The sequence below is a fragment of the Pacificibacter marinus genome (genome assembly GCF_018860665.1).
In the GTDB taxonomy this organism is placed as follows: Bacteria; Pseudomonadota; Alphaproteobacteria; order Rhodobacterales; family Rhodobacteraceae; genus Celeribacter; species Celeribacter marinus_A.
Genome location: NZ_JAHKPK010000022.1, coordinates 20,344 through 36,857, shown reverse-complemented (window position 1 = coordinate 36,857; position 16,514 = coordinate 20,344). Strand labels below are relative to the sequence as shown.

Here is a 16,514-nt window from a genome sequence, read left to right as displayed (position 1 = left end):
GTGTAAACCCTATTTCCCAAGGCCCGCGAGCGAGCGAACGAAGTATTTTTGAAGCACGATAAAGACGAGCAGCAGCGGCACGGTTGCCAGTGACAATCCCGCCATGATTGCCGGCCAGTCCGAAGTGAATTCCCCCTGCAATTGCAGGATGCCCACGGGGATCGTTTTGCGCCCTGGGCTGTTCAATAGCAAAAGCGCGAGCAGGAATTCGTTCCAGACAAACACCGCCTGAAAGATTGCCGCGCTGGCAACTGCCGGCCCTGACAAGGGTATGATAATGCGAAAGAATATTTGCTGTTTCGAACATCCATCCAGCCGCGCGGCTTCTTCCAGTTCTTTCGGAAAATCCAGAAAAAATGCAAAAAACAGGATCACAGTGAACGGGATACCATAGGCCGAGGTAACAATGATTAGCCCCACGTAGCTGTTCACGAACCCAGCGGCGGACACCATCTGATACAGGGGCACAATGACCGCAGCGACGGGCACAGCGAACCCGACCACGATGGCAATATAGGCCATTCGCAACCAGACTGATTTGGCGCGGGCAAGCACGTAGGCGGCCGTGCCGGACACCAGAATAATCAACCCGACCGAAGACACAGTGATCAACGCGGAATTGGCGATAAACCATCCCAGCCCCACACCCCACGCTCGTTCAAAACTGTCCAGCGTTAAGGCCGATGGCAGGTCGTAGGGGGCGGTAAACATCTCTCTTCTGGTTTTGAACGACGCCAGAACCATCCAAACCAGCGGCATCAGGACGAAGGTGCTCCAGAGTATCATGATGCCGTAAAGCGCGATTTTTGTTATGCGAAATTTAGACATCATGCTTGGCGGCTCACTTTTAGTTGCAGCCAGCCGATCAGCACCGCGATAAGCAGCAGAACGACGGCGATGGCGTTGGCATACCCGAGATTTCCGAGCGTGAAGGCTTGTAAATAGGTATATGTACCAAGAACTTGCGTCGCATTGGCTGGCCCGCCTTTGGTCAGAACAAAGACGAAATCGAACACTTTAAACCCGCCGATCGTGGTGATTAGCACCGCGACAATCAGGATGTTTCGAATGGACGGCAGCGTGATGTACCAAAACGCGCGCAATCCGCGTGCGCCATCAAGGGCCGCGGCTTCATAGCGTTCTTGGGGAACGCCTTGCAGGCCCGCGAGGATTAGCACCATCATGAAACCTGTCTGCTGCCACGCGGCCACACCAAGTACGATCCAGATTGAGATTTTCGGATCACCCAGCCAGCCCAGCGACGGGGGTGTCAGCCCTACGGACTGGACGATTTTATTCAGCATTCCGATATTGGGATCAAGGATGATCAACCAAACGACGGCCACGGCCACCGCTGATACGATCACCGGCATAAAAATAATGGTACGAAAGAAGGTGGACCCGAATGTGATACCGCGATCCAGAATCGCGGCCAGCACGCAACCGATGCCAATTTGCAGCACGATCGAGCCAAACACGATGATCAAATTGTTCTTAAGGCTGACCCAGAAAATTGAATCCTGAACCAGCTTGATGTAGTTCCCCAAGCCAACAAAGTCACGTGTTGGCGACGTTAGCCCGTAGGAATACAGCGACCCTGATATGGCCAGCATGGCGGGTACGAAAATAAAAATCATGCACAGCGACAGAGCGGGCAAAAGTAAGATGGCGTTGCTGGCACCAGACGACATAGTTCGTCTGCCGCCAGCTTGTTTTTGTGTACCAAAAGGTGAATTCACGTGAAGGCTCCTTATAAATGTCACCTGATGGTGGGCGACGCAGATGCGCAGGGATTACATCGCGTCCTGTGCAGCGATGGCAACGGCGCGGATGTCGGCCATGACTTCCTCGGGGGTTTTGGTTCCGTTAAGGATTTCAACACCAGCGTCGAGGTAGGCGTTGGACACGTTGTTTTCCAACAGCACGTCCAGCACGTTTACCGATCCCGTGGCGGATGCCATGTCTTCGGCAATCCATTTGTAGTGTTCGGTGCCATCGACCGTATCAATCAAGGTTGCGTTAGACGGGATAGCTTCCATCGTGGACGCGAACTTGGCTGCGTTTTCATCGCTGACAAGAGAACTGATCCATTGCGCGACGAGTTCAGGGTGTTCCGTTTTTGCAGAGACTTGATACCCGGTCGGAACAAGGAAACCAGCACCGGGATCACCCGCGCCGCCTTCAAAAGCCGGCAGGCGGAACAGGCCAAACTCGGTAAAGCCTTCGCCGTGGAACTGCGCAGCGCACCATGATCCGCAATAAATCATCGGTGACGCCTCGGCAGAGAACATTGCGTTTGCAGATTCATGGGCGGTGGCGTTTGGCGCGCCTTCGAAACAACCCGCGCTTTGCAGATCAAGAACAGCCTGCCATGCGGTCACGTAACCGGGGTTTGTGAACAGCTCATCCGCGGGGGCGGACAGGTTGTAATCTGCCGCGGTGCCCGCATCGCCCAACACACGGTGGTTCAACATCGTGATCAGGTGGTTCAGTTTCCAACGGTCATTATTGCCCAGTGGCCAGGGCACGATGGATGAATCGATTTCGCGGATCGATGTGCACAAACCGCCAAGTTCGGCAATTGTTGTGGGTTCGGACAGGCCGTGTTCTTCAAAAAATGCCGTACTGTAGTAGAAATATTTCGACACGGCATGGGTCGGCATCCCGTAGTAGCGACCATCAATGGCAAACGAAGACAGCCAGCCGTCGCTCATTTCATGGGCGAAGCCGCCTTCGGCATTTGCGTATTCTGTCAGGTCCAGCGCCAGCCCGTCACGGGCGAGACGCATGGCGTCTTCACCGGACCAGTTGAAGAACACATCCGGCGGGGACGATCCTGCCAGCGCGATCTGGATTTGAGTTTTGTAGGCTTCGTTGGGGAATGTTTCAAAAACGAATGTCACGCCTGGGTGTGTTTCAGAAAATTCGGCAGCGGCATCTAAAAGGAACTCGGCCTCGCCGCCGCCCGCATCCGCGAGATTCCACATTTTGATTTCTTGCGCGTTCGCGCCGCCGGCAGCACCCAGCACGCCAAGCGCAAGTCCGGCAGCCGCAATACGACTGCGGTTTTTCATCAGATAGCTCATCGATTTCCTCCCTGAATGAGATTTCACCATGAAATCTCCGCCCCCTCTCAATAGTCGCGCCCACACGCCAAAAGACTGCTCACCGAAGTAGGAAAGGCCGCTACTGTCTGAATGGCGATGCCCTCCCGAGCACCAAAGCCACCTATCGAAAGGTTTCGATATATAGTTGACATAAGCAATCTACACCTGTCAACACCTCGAAAAAATAAAGTAAAAAATCTAAGTAAGTATTACGTTTAGAAGGATAAATATAGAATATCGTAACTCGTCTAGAGCTATATCGATAAGAATATCTTGCTAGATCGTTTCGATTCGTTCTATCAAGATTGCCAATACAGTGGCGTGCGCGCTATCTCATTCCTGTAGTTCGGGTACAAAGGGTTCTGACAAATGGCGACGATCAAAGATGTGGCCAAGTTGGCCAAGGTGTCAATTTCTACCGTCTCACTTGCCTTAAACGGAAGCGAGCGCGTCAGCGCGGACACCTTGAAGCGCATTCAAGATGCGGCAAATTCAGTCGGCTATTCCCCAAATCCTCTGGCTCAAGGACTGAAAGCGGGGCGCAGCCGGATGATCGGCATGGTGCTCGCCGACCTCGCCAATCCGTTTTATTCTCAAATGCTTAAGCAGGTCGAAAACCTCTTGATCGACCACCAATACCTCGTCGTTGTCGCCAGCTCACGTGGCAATGCAAAACGTGAACGTGCGATTCTCGAAACACTTGCCTCGCAACGGGTGTCCGGTATCATTCTATCTTCGCACATCACGTCGCCAGAGGATGTGGCCTACCTTAAATCCCTGAAAATCCCGATGGTCCTCGTGGATCACAAAGTTGACGGCTTTGCTGCTGATTTCGTCGGCTGTGACAATCGCATGGCCAGCGCTATGCTGACCGAACGTTTGATCCGCGAGGGGCACACACGAATCGCGCATTTGGCGGGTGTCGAGGGGCTCTGGACCGCGGAGGAGCGCAATCAAGGGTTTCGAGCGACTATGGCCGCGTTCGGTTTAGAGGTTGACGAGAGTCTCATATTGCACGGCGATTACGATGGTGACATCGGATACAAGCAAGCCATGCGGATGTTGGTGCGTCCCGACAAACCCACGGCCGTGGTCGCCGCCAACAATGTGATGGCGCTTGGCGCGCTGCAGGCCATGCGGGATTTAGGCATCAAATGCCCCGAAGAAGTCTCACTGACCGCAATCGATGATGCCCCGTGGAGCAAAGTCATCGAACCGAAAATGACCATGGTGGTGCAAGACGTTAACGAAATTGCAGAAATGGCGACCCGTTTTCTGATCGACCGCACCACTCCTGCAGGCGCTGATATCCCACCTAGAGAACACATTCTGGTGCCGCAGTTTGTGCTCGGCCAAAGCATCGCTTCGCCTGTGAAGGCAGCGAGTTTTCAGGATTCGGCACCATAGGCAACGCGGCGAGGAGGCCATCATTAAAATGAATATCAACACACAAGACCTGATCGTCAGCACCAAACATCAAGGTGAACCAATCGCCCCGTTCTGGACCCATTGCGTTGGTGCTGGCCGCGCAGCCGAAGGCCTGCGTGCGGATTGGCAGACCCAACTGCGTGATCTCGTTAAAACCCACGGTTTTCGTTACATTCGATTTCATGGGCTCTTTCACGATGACATGTTCGTTTATCGAGAAGATGAAAACGGCAACGTCGCCCCTTACTTTCAATACGTAGATGCCTTGTTTGATGCGCTGCTGGACATGGGCATCCGCCCCTTTGTCGAATTTGCCTTCATGCCGACTGCAATCGCCGAACACAAAAAAACGGTCTTCTGGTGGGGCGCAAACGGGGCGCCGCCCACTGACTATGACAAATGGCAGGAATTGGTTCGCGCTACGACAGCCCATTGGGTTGACCGATACGGCATTGATGAGGTCCGCACGTGGTATTTTGAGTGTTGGAACGAGCCAAACCTGAAACCGTTCTTTATCGGCACGCGCTCGCAATATCTAGAACTCTATAAACGCACAGCAATCGCCGTTAAAGCCGTCGATCCCAGCTTGCGTATTGGCGGGCCTGCGACCAGTAACTATGTCCCCGATGAACGGTTCGCGGGCGAGATCGAAGACACAAGTAAACATGCGGAGGTTCTAAATGTTGAAGACCTGTCGACGATGGACTGGGAGCCAGTCTGGCTGCAGGAATTTTTCACCTATTGTCGGGCTGAAAACGTGCCTGTCGATTTTATTTCTGTGCACCCGTACCCGACAGACTGGGCGCTTGACGAACACGGCCAAGGCGCGCGGCTTACGCGTGACAAGGACGCAACCCCCCGCGATCTCGCCCATGTAAAGTCTATCGTCAAAAATAGCCCCTATCCGAATGCTGAAATTCATTTGACAGAGTGGAGTTCAAGTTCAAGCTCGCGCGATTACACTCATGACTATCTTCAGGCGGCGACATTTGTTGTGCGGGCCAACCTTGAAGCTACAGGCTGCGTTGACTCGATGTCCTACTGGGCCTTTAGCGATATTTTTGAAGAAGAGGGCGGTGGGCAAGAACCCTTCCACGGGGGGTTCGGCATGATTAATCAACATGGAATTCCAAAACCAACCTATCATGCCTACCGTTTTATGTCTGCTTTGGGCGATCACCTATTGGCCCGTACCAAAAACGGCGTCATCACCCGACACGGACAAACCCAAAACGTGACTGGTCTGTTTTACAATTACCCTGATGAGGTCACCCAATCTGTGCCCGCCTCTTTCAACACGCGCGATGTGGCTGATGCTATTCTTGCGCAAGGTACCTCCCGCACAATTACCGTCAATATCACAGATTTGCCCGCGAACACAGATTACCAGATAGAGATCGTAGACAAGGATCACGGCAACGCGATGGCGAAGTATCAGGCTCTCGGGTACCCACTGAACCTCAGTCGAAGTGACGTTAAAGACATAAAGGCAGCCGCAACAAATACACGTCGGGAAAATGTTTCAAGCAATGCAAAGGGTGAATTAAATCTATCCATAAATCTGCCAGCCTGGGCAATTGCGCTTCTTAACTCGGTTGAAGACTAAAGCGGCAAAGGGTTGAAGCACAAATGACCTTTAAAACATGTAAAGTGAGGTGGGTTGAAATGTTTAAACAATTGAAAAGACGCGCCGCAATGTTTTGTAAGGGTTGCAAAAGTGGGCGGTTGCAACGTGCGGTGGGGGTACGGAATTGGTTAACGTGACATGCAAAAAACGCGCCCCGAGGGACGCGTTTTTCTCAGATTAGATCTGATCACAAATCGCTTAGCGACGCAGGCCGAGGCGCTCGATGAGCGACTGGTAACGTGCGGCGTCTTTGCCTTTGACGTAGTCAAGAAGTTTGCGGCGCTGCGCAACCATCATCAACAGGCCACGGCGACCGTGGTTGTCTTTTTTGTGTGTTTTGAAGTGCTCGGTGAGCGTAGCGATGCGTGAGGAAAGGATAGCAACCTGAACTTCGGGTGAGCCAGTGTCACCTTCTTTGGTTGCGAATTCTTTCATGATGCGTGCTTTATCTTCTGCAGTAATCGACATCGGGGTCTCCTTTATAAGGTTAGGGTACGAAGACGGCACAAGCCGGGATGTCGTCCAGCAGGGCCCATGAATCACCCGCATAATTTGATGCGGATGGGGGCGTATAGGCGGATTCTGCGCAAAAGGAAAGTTTTTTGCGCAACGTACTGGTGGTGCTAGTTGCCGTCCCCCGTAGAGGTGGTGTCGGTCATGATTTCAGCGGCAATTTGTTTGGCCCATTCGCCGATGATCGGAACCACTTCGATTTGGTTCAAGATATAGCCGACGATTGACACAACGATTGTGGCGCCAGCAACGGACCCAAAGCCAAACGCCAAGCCGCGCAGGAAATTGAACCACATCAGGCGCCAAGTTGAATCGTGCAGGCGAATAAAGCGATGCGCATTGAGACGGGCCACTTCTTGGCTCAGTTTTTCGATGTCATTTGACGAGTCTTTGAGGGGGTCACTCATAGTGGATTCCATTGATGTGATAAAACTTTACAGTCGTATTCTGAAATTAACCTTTATTAACGACAGTTTAGGTTAAAGTGTTTTTAAAATGTTCTTCTGATTCTTCAATCATATGTGCTATAGGAGACGTTGTGAATAAGTGGTGAGGTAAGCTATGCTTTGGGCATTGGCGCTTTTGGGGATGCTACCAGCGGCTTTCGTCTTTGGGGATGGAGGTGCTGATACTGATGAGGCTGACAATAATTCTGACGGTACGAACGCCTCTGAGACTGTGAGCCAAGATGACCTAGCTGTCGACATTCTCGATGAGGGAGATGTTGAGGAGGTTTCTGAAGAAGATTCCGATCTGCAATCTGTGCATTATGACGCGGTATCGAATGGTTTAGAGACCACCTATAGCGATTTCGCAGTCGGGGAAGACGAAATCACCCTTCATTTGACAGATGATGGCAGCGGTGAATTTATCGTGGACACGATACAAGACCCAGAGGCTGGCGCTATTGGCGTGAGTTTGAGTTACTTCGACGGAGAGACTGAAACAACGCTCAGTTTTCCCGGTCTTGATGAAGTCCCTGCAGAAGATATTTTTATAGGTGTAACGTCGCAAGAAACGGGCGAAGAGACGCTTTATAATCTTGAAACTATCGGTGATTTTGGTGCGATTTTACCCGATGATCCAGATGTGCCCGCTGAGCCTGGTGGTGAGTCTATAGACCTTGTCCTTGCGCCATCTAATCCGGATGTTCCCGCAATGCCGTCTGGGGTAAATGATCTTGATGGTCCGGCTTTAATGCCCAGTTCCCCAAGTGAGGATGATCACGTTTTTGATCACGTCTTAGCTGATGGTGGTGACACGCTTGTCCTCAATGACGATCCATTTCAAGGTGGATTTGACGCCGATATTGTGACGTCAGGTGATACTGTGAGCATCGAAACGGATTACGCTTTGCATCAGATTACTGGCAGTGATGATGATGACACAATCGTGCTTGGTGATGATGCGGCTATTGTTCAAGCGGGCGCCGGCGACGATTCCGTTTATGCTGGCGAAGGTACGGCGATCATTTCTGCTGGTGACGGGGATGATGTAATTTTCGGCGGTGATGACGTTGGTTCGGATTATCTTTTGGATGGCGGCGCAGGCGATGATGACCTGTCAGGAGGAGAGGCTGATGAGGTCTTGATTGGTGGCCTTGGTGCCGATACGCTTTCGGGCGGCGCGGGCGATGACACCTTAGTTTTTGATCAGCAAGACTCCGCAAGTGGTGGCGCAGGCAATGATACGTTTTGGTTGTATTCTGATGGCGATACTGATGCTGATTTTGCGCAAATTACGGATTTTGCGCTGGGCGAAGATATCATTCGGGTGACGTTGCCAACGGAAGCCGAGGAAGCAGGTGATTTTGTTGTCGAGGTGACGCAGATCGAAGATGGCAGTGGGTCGCAAGTCTTGGTCAATGGTGATGTGATTGCAGTTTTGCAAGGCGCCTCCAATGTTACTGCAAGTGATGTTATTGTCGATTATGCGATCTAATACTTAGGGTGGATCTACGGAACCCAGATCTGAGGCTGCTCACTGTACGCGATGTAAAGCGGGTGTTTTGGGTGCCCTGCTTTAGACAACCCCAAATGATACAAGGGCTGATGTGTTTCACGTAGCATCTGTTCGACATACTGCCCGCGTTTTAAATGCTCTCCATGTGTGCCCCATGCACAGACTATCGTATCGGCCCAAGCGGAAAACTCCAAAATCGTCTTGTCGTTCTCAGAGCCAATGGGGTCTGTGGCTGCTCGCATTTGGCGTGGATCTGTATCGCGCCACGCGAAGATATTTGTCACGCAAAAGGCCCCATAGCCAAGTGTTCGTGCTCGGCGCTCACAACGTTCCACTGTTGGATCGTTTTGAACTTCTGTGGCTGTCGATGGATTGAGCATGACAAACAACACTTTAGGAACTTGGTTGTCCCAAACGCGGGTTAGGGCATAGCGATATCGCTCGCAATCAGAATAGACTGCGGTTGAGGGCGCGTCGCCTTTGGTGTGTGTGCGTGTGATCATGTCACCAAACCCAATCGCATCGCTTGATGTTGTTACAGGTTGAAGACGCGGCTCGGGTGGACTTCGCCCGCTTTGTAGATGCCAACAGCGACGGGTTGGTCGTTGTAAGACACCCAAACTTCATCGCCATATTCAGCCGTGCCGCCAAGCACCATACCCGGGTTGCCATTCTTTAACTTGGCAGCACCTTCGGCGGTTGCTCGCATTTCTTCCAAAGCACCGAGACCTTCGGAGACAGGCAGGATATATTCGTCCAAACCTTCGGTCTTGGCCAGCTCGTTGATCAAATCAATGGTCACGCCATCATCGGTTTCCCAAGGACCAGACCATTCGCGGCGGAGCCATTCGACATGGCCGTAACATCCCAAGAATTCACCCAAATCGCGTGCGATAGAGCGGACATATCCACCCTTGCCGCAAGTCATTTCCAGCAAAACATGATCTGCATCGGTGCGCTCGATCATCAGCATTTCATCGACATAAAGTGGACGTGCGGAGATTTCGAAATCTTCATCTTCACGTGCCAATTTATAAGCGCGTTGACCGTCGATTTTGACGGCGGAAAACTTTGGTGGCACCTGCAAGATATCACCAACGAATTGCGGCAAAGCCGCTTCGATTTCCGCGTCTGTCGGGCGCAGATCGCTGGTGGTGATCACTTCGCCTTCAGTGTCGTCAGTATTGGTCGCTTGACCCAAGCGCACAGAGAATCTGTAGCACTTCAATGCATCGGTGATGTAGGGAACCGTTTTGGTCGCTTCGCCCAAGGCAATCGCCAAAAGACCTGTGGCCTCGGGATCAAGAGTGCCTGCATGGCCTGCTTTTTGTGCGTTCAAGGCCCATTTAACTTTGTTCACAACAGCGGAAGACGTCATGCCTGCGGGTTTGTCGACGATCAGCCAGCCGTGCACGGCGCGTCCTTTTTTGACCCGCGCCATTATTCGTCTTCGTCCGATGTTGGTGCGTCTTCATCGGGTGTGTCGACTTTGTTTAAATCCCGTTGAATGCGTTCGTCTTTGAACAATTCACGTGTCGCGTCCATGCGGTCAAATGTGTCATCCAATTCAAAGCGCAGTTCAGGAATATGTTTTATTGTCAGAGCCTTGCCAACGTGGTGACGGATCAGACCCGTCCGGCGACGCATCGCTTCAAGCGCTTCGGCTGCGCCATCGCCCCCAAGCGGCATGATGTAAACCGTCGCGATGCGCATATCGTTTGTCACGCGGACCTCGCCGACTGTAATCGACAGGGCTGTGATCGCAGGATCATGGATTTCACCACGTGCGAACATCTCCGACAAGCGGCGGCGGATTGCTTCGCCAACGCGAAGGGTGCGGTGCGAACCTGATTGTCCGCCTGAATTTGTACGTCTAGCCATAGAGGCGAAATAGTCGTGATTGCATGTTCTTGCAAGCAAGGCTTTGCCAAACGCGGAACATAGGGGTAAACCTCGGCCAAAATTTTAGGATAGGAGCCCATAAAATGACCGACCTTCCAGGCATCGTGATTACAGGAGCATCTGGCCGCATGGGGCAGATGTTGATTAATACTGTGATGGGGTCCGACAAATGCAAACTTGTGGGTGCAGTTGAGCGCACGGGGCACGATTGGGTCGGGCGTGACGTCGGCGAGGCGATGGGTGGCATGCCGAATGGTGTGATCGTCACCGATGACGCACTTGAAGCCTTTTCCCATGCTCAAGCTGTGATCGATTTCACCGCTCCTGCAGCCACTGTCGCGTTTTCGACCTTGGCCGCGCAAGCGCATTGTGTGCATGTGATCGGGACCACAGGTATGACGGACGATGACATCGCCAAGCTGAGTGCCGCTGCACATCATTGCACGATTGTGCGGGCTGGAAATATGTCTTTGGGTGTCAATCTTTTGACCAAGCTAACCAAGATGGTGTCGGAGGCTTTGGACGCGGATTTCGATATCGAAGTCGTCGAATCGCATCACAATCGCAAAGTCGATGCGCCCTCTGGTACGGCCTTGATGTTGGGCGAGGCCGCTGCAGAGGGGCGGGGTGTCAAGCTGGCGGATGTTTCTGATTCTGGTCGCGACGGTATCACGGGGGCCCGCAAGCGTGGTGACATCGGGTTTTCAGCCATTCGTGGTGGCGACATCGTGGGCGAGCACGACGTGATGTTCCTTGGCGATGGCGAGCGAATTATTCTGCGCCATGTTGCATCGGATCGGTCTTTGTTTGCCAAGGGCGCGTTGAAGGCGGCACTTTGGGGGCAAACGCAGAAACCCGGCGAATACGATATGATGGATGTTTTGGGGCTCTAAAATCGCAGGTTTTTTTGAACGCAGGATAAATTCCTTGTGCTCAAAAATCGACAGCGATGCCCTTTTTCTCGTAGTCGCCATAGCGCACAGGTTCTGGTCCGTCGCGGCCACCAAGTTCAAGTGGCATGGCGGCAAGTTCCGCGTCGCGTTTGATGCGGCGCTCTTCGGCTTCGGCCAGAGCGCGCTGAGCGGCCTCAGGAAGGTGGCTAATATCACGCGCTTGCGGGTTTGACGTTTCGTCGGTCATCGGGAAATCCTTGTTCGGTTCATAAGACTGATATACGAGGCAAAGCCATGAAAACAAGATCATCAAAAGACGCGAGCCTCGATGCACGCCGCGCAGCGCTTGCGCTTCTCGATGCCGTTACGATTGAAAAACGGCTGTTGTCCGAAGTTTTGCCCAGCAAGACCGAGCGCCTAGACCCGTCTGAGCGGGCTCGCGCACAGCGGCTGGTGACGGAAAGCCTGCGGGCGATGGATCGCAGTGACCGCATGCTTGGGCCGCATTTGACCAAACGCCCTGCGCCGCATGTGATGAATGCACTGCGTTTGGGGGTTTATGAGATCTGCGGTGCGAGCGAGGCGTCGCACGGCGTGGTGAATTCTTATGTGTCTTTGATGCAAGAGCGCACAAAAGCGAGCCATTTCAAGGGGCTGGTTAACGCGGTTTTGCGCAAAGTGGCGGACGAGACTGAGAAATGGGACACATTGCCCGTGCCGATGATGCCTAAATGGCTGCGTAAACCTTTGTTGGCAGATTACGGCAAAGAGGTTGTGGCAGCGATTGAAGCTGCTCATGCAAAAGGCGCGCCGCTTGATTTAACCTCGAAAACGGGTGGCACAGATGTGGCCATGGCTCTAGGGGCGGACATCTTGCCAACGGGCAGTTTGCGCCTCAGTTCTGCTGCGCAAGTGACCAAGCTCAACGGTTTTGAGGATGGTGATTGGTGGGTGCAAGATGCCGCAGCCGCATTGCCCGCGCGCATTTTGGCACCGCAAAAAGGCGAACGAATCTTGGATATGTGTGCGGCCCCAGGTGGGAAAACGCTACAAATCTCGGCGGCGGGCGCGGAAGTGACCTCGTTGGATGTGTCGGAAAGCCGGATGAAGCGTCTCGTTGAAAATCTTCAACGGTGTTATTTGCCTGCGATTCCCGTTGTGAAAGACGCGCTTGAGTTTGAAGATGAGCCTTTCGATGCCATTTTGCTTGATGCGCCCTGTACTGCGACAGGCACGATTCGCCGTCACCCTGATTTACCTTATTCCAAGGACGGTTCTGAATTTCCGGGTCTGTTCGAGCTGCAAGAGCACATGATTGACCGTGCGCTGACACTGCTGAAACCGAATGGTCGTTTGGTTTATTGTACCTGTTCGCTGCTGATTGATGAAGGCGAAGAACAGGTCAGAGATGCTTTGGCGCGCCATCCCGATTTGCGTGTTGATTTAGATGCGTTAAAAATCTCGGGCGTTGAAACGGATTGGATCGGGCCTGAGGGTCTGCGCACGCGGCCTGATTTTTGGGCAGAACGTGGCGGAATGGACGGATTTTTCATAACAGTTTTCCGCCGGTCTTAAAACAGGGGCGAAATCACCGATGACAGGATAGGTTGTAACCTGTATCTAGATCGCAAACCATAAACGCCTTGAGCAATGCAGGGTGAGGCAGACAGAGCATGTCGCAAACCGAAGACTGGCGCGCAAAACTGACCCGCCGCATGAACAGGTTTCATGCGTGGCGTGCGGCGCGTGCGCGTGCGGCGACCGGATTTGTGTCGCAGCCTGAACCCAAGTCTATTGGCTCGTTTGCCAAAGGGCGTCAGCTGATTGCGGGTAATTTTCTATTTGCAGGCCAATTGGTCGAAGCGCCCAAAACTGCCATTTGGGATTTGAATGTCACGAGCGACGCCTTTGTCGCGGAATTGCATGGCTTTGCATGGCTGGATGATTTGGCGGCTGTCGGTGACATGAACGCACGAACCCGTGCGCAAGAGTGGATCATTTTGTGGATGGACCGTCATGCGCGCGGCTCTGGTCCGGGGTGGACGCCTGATTTGACGGGCCGCCGTTTGATCCGTTGGATCAACCATGCTTTGTTTTTCCTGTCAGGCCAAGACACGCCTGTTTCCAATGCTTTTTACAAAACTCTGGCGCAGCAAACCATTTTCTTGTCGCGCAGATGGCATACGGCATCGCAAGGTCTGCCAAGGTTCGAAGCTTTGACAGGACTGATTTACGCAGGACTGTCTTTGCAAGGGATGGAAGAGAACGTTGATCCTGCGGTCAAAGCTTTGGCGAAAGAATGCGAAGAGAACATCAACGCCGAAGGGGGGCTGACAACGCGTAACCCAGAAGAGCTGTTGGAGGTGTTCACGCTGTTGACTTGGGCTGCCGCCGCTTTGTCCGAGGCGGGTCGCATTGCGGGCGACCATCACATTGCCGCCATCGAACGGATCGCGCCCACGCTGCGGGCTTTGCGTCATTCTGATGGAGGGCTTGCGCGCTTTCATGGTGGAGGGCGTGGCATCGAAGGCCGACTTGACCATGCGCTTGCCAGTTCTGGCAATACATCGCAACCGTCAAAAGGTTTGCATATGGGGTATTTGCGTCAATCGGCTGGGCGCACCTCGATTGTCACAGATGCTTCGCCGCCACCCGCGCGGGAAAACTCATTTAATGCGCATGCCTCGACCTTGGCGTTCGAGTTGACATCTGGGCGACGCCCTTTGGTCGTGAATTGTGGTGCGGGTGCAAGTTTTGGCGATGAATGGCGTCGCGCTGGGCGAGCAACGCCGTCGCATTCGACCCTTGGTATCGACGGATTTTCGTCATCGCGCCTTGGGGCAAAACGATTGATCGGAGGCCATATGCGTGAGCTGTTGGTTGATACACCCGATGACGTACGGCTGGAAATTCGCAACACCGACGAAGAGCTTGGATTTGTGGCGGGGCACAACGGATATGTGCGCACCCATGGTTTGACGCATGTGCGCCAGATCGATTTGTCCGCTGACGGGCGCGGGATTGCAGGCGAAGATACATTGGCCACGATCACCCGTGCGGACGAGACGCAATTCGATCGCATGATGGACAAGCTTAAGCTGCAAGGCATCCCGTTTCATGTGCGCTTTCACCTGCATCCTGATGTCGATGTCGCGTTGGATATGGGCGGTGCGGCTGTGTCGATGGCGCTTAAGTCTGGCGAGATTTGGGTCTTTCGCCATGACGGGCGGGCGAAATTGAGCGTGGAACGGTCAGTTTATTTAGAAAAAGGCCGATTAAAACCCCGAGCAAGCAAACAAGTGGTTCTATCTGCCGCCGCAATGGATTATGCGACGCGCGTCCGTTGGACTCTGGCGAAGGCACAGGACACGCCAACAACTTTGCGAGATCTTGAACGAGACGACGACATTTTGACCTGATCTGAAATGTGATCTGGCTTGCTGGATCACCAAATGACTGCCTATCTGGGGACTTCTGATGACTGATCTTTATCCGGTGCGCCGCGCGCTTCTTTCTGTTTCTGACAAAACGGGTCTGGTTGACCTTGGCAAGGCGCTTGCCGCACGTGGTGTTGAGCTGTTGTCGACCGGTGGCTCGGCCAAGACGCTGCGTGACGCGGGACTTGAGGTTAAAGATGTGGCCGATGTCACAGGCTTCCCTGAGATGATGGACGGTCGTGTGAAAACACTGCACCCGAAAGTGCACGGAGGCCTTTTGGCGCTGCGCGACAATGAGGATCACGTCAAAGCGATGGCGGATCACGACATTGGCGGTATCGATTTGTTGATCGTGAATCTTTACCCATTTGAAGCCGCTTTGGCGCGTGGTGCAGAGTACGACGAGATGATCGAAAACATCGACATCGGTGGTCCAGCGATGATCCGCGCCTCTGCGAAAAACCACGGTTTCGTGACCACGGTTGTGGATGTTGAAGACTACGATGCCTTGCTGGCCGAGCTGGAAGCCAATGATGGTCAAACATCCTATGCTTTCCGTCAAAAATTGGCACAGATTGCCTATGCCCGCACCGGCGCTTATGACGCGGCAGTGTCCAACTGGATGGCTGACGCGATTGGTGATGCTGCGCCGCGCCGCCGTGCTTTCGCGGGCACCATCAAGCAAACTTTGCGTTACGGCGAAAACCCGCACCAGTCTGCGGCTTTCTACACAGACGGTTCAAACCGTCCCGGTGTCGCGACGGCGACCCAGCATCAGGGCAAAGAGCTGTCCTATAACAATATCAACGACACCGACGCGGCGTTTGAATTGGTGGCAGAATTTGATCCTGCTGAAACCCCAGCGGTTGCGATCATTAAGCACGCCAATCCTTGTGGTGTCGCTAAAGGTGCTACGCTTTTGGACGCCTATAAGAACGCGTTTGATTGTGACCGCACCTCCGCATTTGGTGGCATCGTTGCCTTGAACCAAGCGCTGGACGCGGAAACTGCCGAAGCCATCGTCGAAATTTTCACCGAAGTTGTGATTGCCCCCGGTGCGACGGATGAAGCCAAAGCGATTTTCGCCAAGAAAAAGAACCTGCGCCTACTCACAACCGACGGTTTGCCAAATGTTTTGGAAGCCTCACACACTGTGCGTCAGGTCGCTGGTGGTCTGTTGGTGCAAAACAAGGATGCTGGCTTTATCAGCTTGGACGATCTGAAAGTTGTGACCAAAGTGGCCCCCACTGACGCGCAACTCCAAGACATGCTGTTCGCATGGAAAGTGGCAAAGCATGTCAAATCCAACGCGATCGTCTATGTCAAAGATCAAGCGACAGTTGGCGTTGGCGCTGGGCAAATGTCCCGTCTTGATTCTGCATTGATCGCAGCTGCAAAATCCAAACGAATGGCAGACGCCATGGGACTGGACGAACCCTTGGCTGTTGGCTCTGCTGTGGCTTCTGATGCGTTTTTCCCATTCGCGGATGGTTTGCTTGAGGCTGCTGCGGCTGGTGCGACATGTGTGATCCAGCCGGGTGGCTCTATGCGCGATCAAGAAGTGATCGATGCTGCTGACGAGGCGGGGCTTGCGATGGTTTTCACCGGTATGCGTCACTTCCGTCACTAAGCAAGGTTAGGATTA

At 53.3% G+C, this 16,514-nt stretch carries 16 protein-coding genes; 7 read left to right on the top strand and 9 right to left on the bottom strand.

All coding sequences use genetic code 11. The annotated features are described in order from the left end of the window. Window positions 1-9 precede the first annotated feature (9 nt). From KO497_RS06175 to KO497_RS06165, 3 genes are read right to left on the bottom strand one after another with little or no spacing between them, the layout of a single operon-like run. Window positions 10-831, bottom strand: a complete 822-nt coding sequence (locus KO497_RS06175) for a carbohydrate ABC transporter permease (RefSeq protein ID WP_215943096.1) — start codon at window positions 829-831, stop codon at window positions 10-12. Continuing rightward, window positions 828-1,739, bottom strand: coding sequence for a carbohydrate ABC transporter permease (locus KO497_RS06170; protein WP_354668095.1), 912 nt, complete (start codon window positions 1,737-1,739; stop codon window positions 828-830). The genes KO497_RS06175 and KO497_RS06170 overlap by 4 nt, the downstream gene beginning before the upstream one ends. A gap of 54 nt (window positions 1,740-1,793) precedes the next feature. After that, window positions 1,794-3,086 (bottom strand): ABC transporter substrate-binding protein, encoded by a 1,293-nt coding sequence (locus KO497_RS06165; RefSeq protein ID WP_215943095.1) that lies wholly within the window; start codon window positions 3,084-3,086, stop codon window positions 1,794-1,796. A gap of 390 nt (window positions 3,087-3,476) precedes the next feature. On the opposite strand from KO497_RS06165, the gene KO497_RS06160 reads away from it, so the two are divergent. Both KO497_RS06160 and KO497_RS06155 read left to right on the top strand, forming a co-directional pair. After that, the gene (locus tag KO497_RS06160; protein ID WP_215943094.1) at window positions 3,477-4,514 is read left to right on the top strand and encodes a LacI family DNA-binding transcriptional regulator; all 1,038 of its coding nucleotides are present in this window, start codon (window positions 3,477-3,479) and stop codon (window positions 4,512-4,514) included. A 28-nt stretch (window positions 4,515-4,542) separates the two neighbouring features. Beyond that, window positions 4,543-6,141, top strand: coding sequence for a GH39 family glycosyl hydrolase (locus tag KO497_RS06155; protein ID WP_215943093.1), 1,599 nt, complete (start codon window positions 4,543-4,545; stop codon window positions 6,139-6,141). Window positions 6,142-6,360: 219 nt separating this feature from the next. Here KO497_RS06155 and rpsO read toward each other — a convergent pair whose 3' ends face one another. Beyond that, window positions 6,361-6,630: a 30S ribosomal protein S15 gene (gene rpsO / locus KO497_RS06150; protein WP_215943092.1), complete on the bottom strand. Its 270-nt coding sequence runs from the start codon at window positions 6,628-6,630 to the stop codon at window positions 6,361-6,363. Window positions 6,631-6,785: 155 nt separating this feature from the next. Continuing rightward, entirely contained in the window at window positions 6,786-7,082 is a 297-nt protein-coding gene (locus tag KO497_RS06145; protein ID WP_215943091.1) for a DUF5665 domain-containing protein, read from the bottom strand. A 154-nt stretch (window positions 7,083-7,236) separates the two neighbouring features. Between KO497_RS06145 and KO497_RS06140 the strand changes: the two genes are divergently transcribed. After that, a complete protein-coding gene (locus KO497_RS06140; protein WP_215943090.1) occupies window positions 7,237-8,616 on the top strand; it encodes a calcium-binding protein in 1,380 nt (459 codons plus the stop codon). A 14-nt stretch (window positions 8,617-8,630) separates the two neighbouring features. Here the strand turns inward: KO497_RS06140 and KO497_RS06135 are convergent, their stop codons facing one another. From KO497_RS06135 to rbfA, 3 genes are read right to left on the bottom strand one after another with little or no spacing between them, the layout of a single operon-like run. Next, window positions 8,631-9,140 (bottom strand): DUF1643 domain-containing protein, encoded by a 510-nt coding sequence (locus tag KO497_RS06135; protein ID WP_215943089.1) that lies wholly within the window; start codon window positions 9,138-9,140, stop codon window positions 8,631-8,633. Window positions 9,141-9,172: 32 nt separating this feature from the next. Further along, a complete protein-coding gene (gene truB, locus KO497_RS06130) occupies window positions 9,173-10,078 on the bottom strand; it encodes a tRNA pseudouridine(55) synthase TruB (protein WP_215943088.1) in 906 nt (301 codons plus the stop codon). Beyond that, window positions 10,078-10,518, bottom strand: coding sequence for a 30S ribosome-binding factor RbfA (gene rbfA, locus KO497_RS06125; protein WP_215943087.1), 441 nt, complete (start codon window positions 10,516-10,518; stop codon window positions 10,078-10,080). Before rbfA ends, truB begins: the two co-directional genes overlap by 1 nt. 104 nt (window positions 10,519-10,622) lie before the next feature. Between rbfA and dapB the strand changes: the two genes are divergently transcribed. After that, the gene (dapB, locus tag KO497_RS06120) at window positions 10,623-11,432 is read left to right on the top strand and encodes a 4-hydroxy-tetrahydrodipicolinate reductase (protein WP_215943086.1); all 810 of its coding nucleotides are present in this window, start codon (window positions 10,623-10,625) and stop codon (window positions 11,430-11,432) included. Between the two features lie 40 nt (window positions 11,433-11,472). Here dapB and KO497_RS06115 read toward each other — a convergent pair whose 3' ends face one another. Next, on the bottom strand, window positions 11,473-11,679 hold the full coding sequence (locus tag KO497_RS06115; protein ID WP_215943085.1) for a DUF1674 domain-containing protein: 207 nt from the start codon (window positions 11,677-11,679) through the stop codon (window positions 11,473-11,475). Between the two features lie 47 nt (window positions 11,680-11,726). Here KO497_RS06115 and KO497_RS06110 point away from each other — a divergent pair, with 47 nt between their 5' ends. The 3 genes from KO497_RS06110 (at window position 11,727) to purH (ending at window position 16,499) form a co-directional block, all read left to right on the top strand. Further along, window positions 11,727-13,007, top strand: coding sequence for an RsmB/NOP family class I SAM-dependent RNA methyltransferase (locus KO497_RS06110; RefSeq protein WP_215943084.1), 1,281 nt, complete (start codon window positions 11,727-11,729; stop codon window positions 13,005-13,007). Window positions 13,008-13,105: 98 nt separating this feature from the next. Continuing rightward, on the top strand, window positions 13,106-14,851 hold the full coding sequence (locus tag KO497_RS06105) for a heparinase II/III family protein (RefSeq protein ID WP_215943083.1): 1,746 nt from the start codon (window positions 13,106-13,108) through the stop codon (window positions 14,849-14,851). 58 nt (window positions 14,852-14,909) lie between these two features. Next, a complete protein-coding gene (gene purH, locus KO497_RS06100) occupies window positions 14,910-16,499 on the top strand; it encodes a bifunctional phosphoribosylaminoimidazolecarboxamide formyltransferase/IMP cyclohydrolase (RefSeq protein WP_215943082.1) in 1,590 nt (529 codons plus the stop codon). Window positions 16,500-16,514: the final 15 nt, after the last annotated feature.

Excerpts from the sequence above, each read along its gene's own strand:
- KO497_RS06115 (WP_215943085.1), bottom strand. The coding sequence starts at position 11,679 with ATGACCGACGAAACGTCAAACCCGCAAGCGCGTGATATTAGCCACCTT.
- rbfA (WP_215943087.1), bottom strand. The coding sequence starts at position 10,518 with ATGGCTAGACGTACAAATTCAGGCGGACAATCAGGTTCGCACCGCACC.
- KO497_RS06175 (WP_215943096.1), bottom strand. The coding sequence starts at position 831 with ATGATGTCTAAATTTCGCATAACAAAAATCGCGCTTTACGGCATCATG.
- KO497_RS06165 (WP_215943095.1), bottom strand. The coding sequence starts at position 3,086 with ATGAGCTATCTGATGAAAAACCGCAGTCGTATTGCGGCTGCCGGACTT.
- purH (WP_215943082.1), top strand. The coding sequence starts at position 14,910 with ATGACTGATCTTTATCCGGTGCGCCGCGCGCTTCTTTCTGTTTCTGAC.
- KO497_RS06145 (WP_215943091.1), bottom strand. The coding sequence starts at position 7,082 with ATGAGTGACCCCCTCAAAGACTCGTCAAATGACATCGAAAAACTGAGC.
- KO497_RS06140 (WP_215943090.1), top strand. The coding sequence starts at position 7,237 with ATGCTTTGGGCATTGGCGCTTTTGGGGATGCTACCAGCGGCTTTCGTC.
- KO497_RS06105 (WP_215943083.1), top strand. The coding sequence starts at position 13,106 with ATGTCGCAAACCGAAGACTGGCGCGCAAAACTGACCCGCCGCATGAAC.
- dapB (WP_215943086.1), top strand. The coding sequence starts at position 10,623 with ATGACCGACCTTCCAGGCATCGTGATTACAGGAGCATCTGGCCGCATG.
- truB (WP_215943088.1), bottom strand. The coding sequence starts at position 10,078 with ATGGCGCGGGTCAAAAAAGGACGCGCCGTGCACGGCTGGCTGATCGTC.
- KO497_RS06160 (WP_215943094.1), top strand. The coding sequence starts at position 3,477 with ATGGCGACGATCAAAGATGTGGCCAAGTTGGCCAAGGTGTCAATTTCT.
- KO497_RS06155 (WP_215943093.1), top strand. The coding sequence starts at position 4,543 with ATGAATATCAACACACAAGACCTGATCGTCAGCACCAAACATCAAGGT.
- KO497_RS06110 (WP_215943084.1), top strand. The coding sequence starts at position 11,727 with ATGAAAACAAGATCATCAAAAGACGCGAGCCTCGATGCACGCCGCGCA.
- rpsO (WP_215943092.1), bottom strand. The coding sequence starts at position 6,630 with ATGTCGATTACTGCAGAAGATAAAGCACGCATCATGAAAGAATTCGCA.
- KO497_RS06135 (WP_215943089.1), bottom strand. The coding sequence starts at position 9,140 with ATGATCACACGCACACACACCAAAGGCGACGCGCCCTCAACCGCAGTC.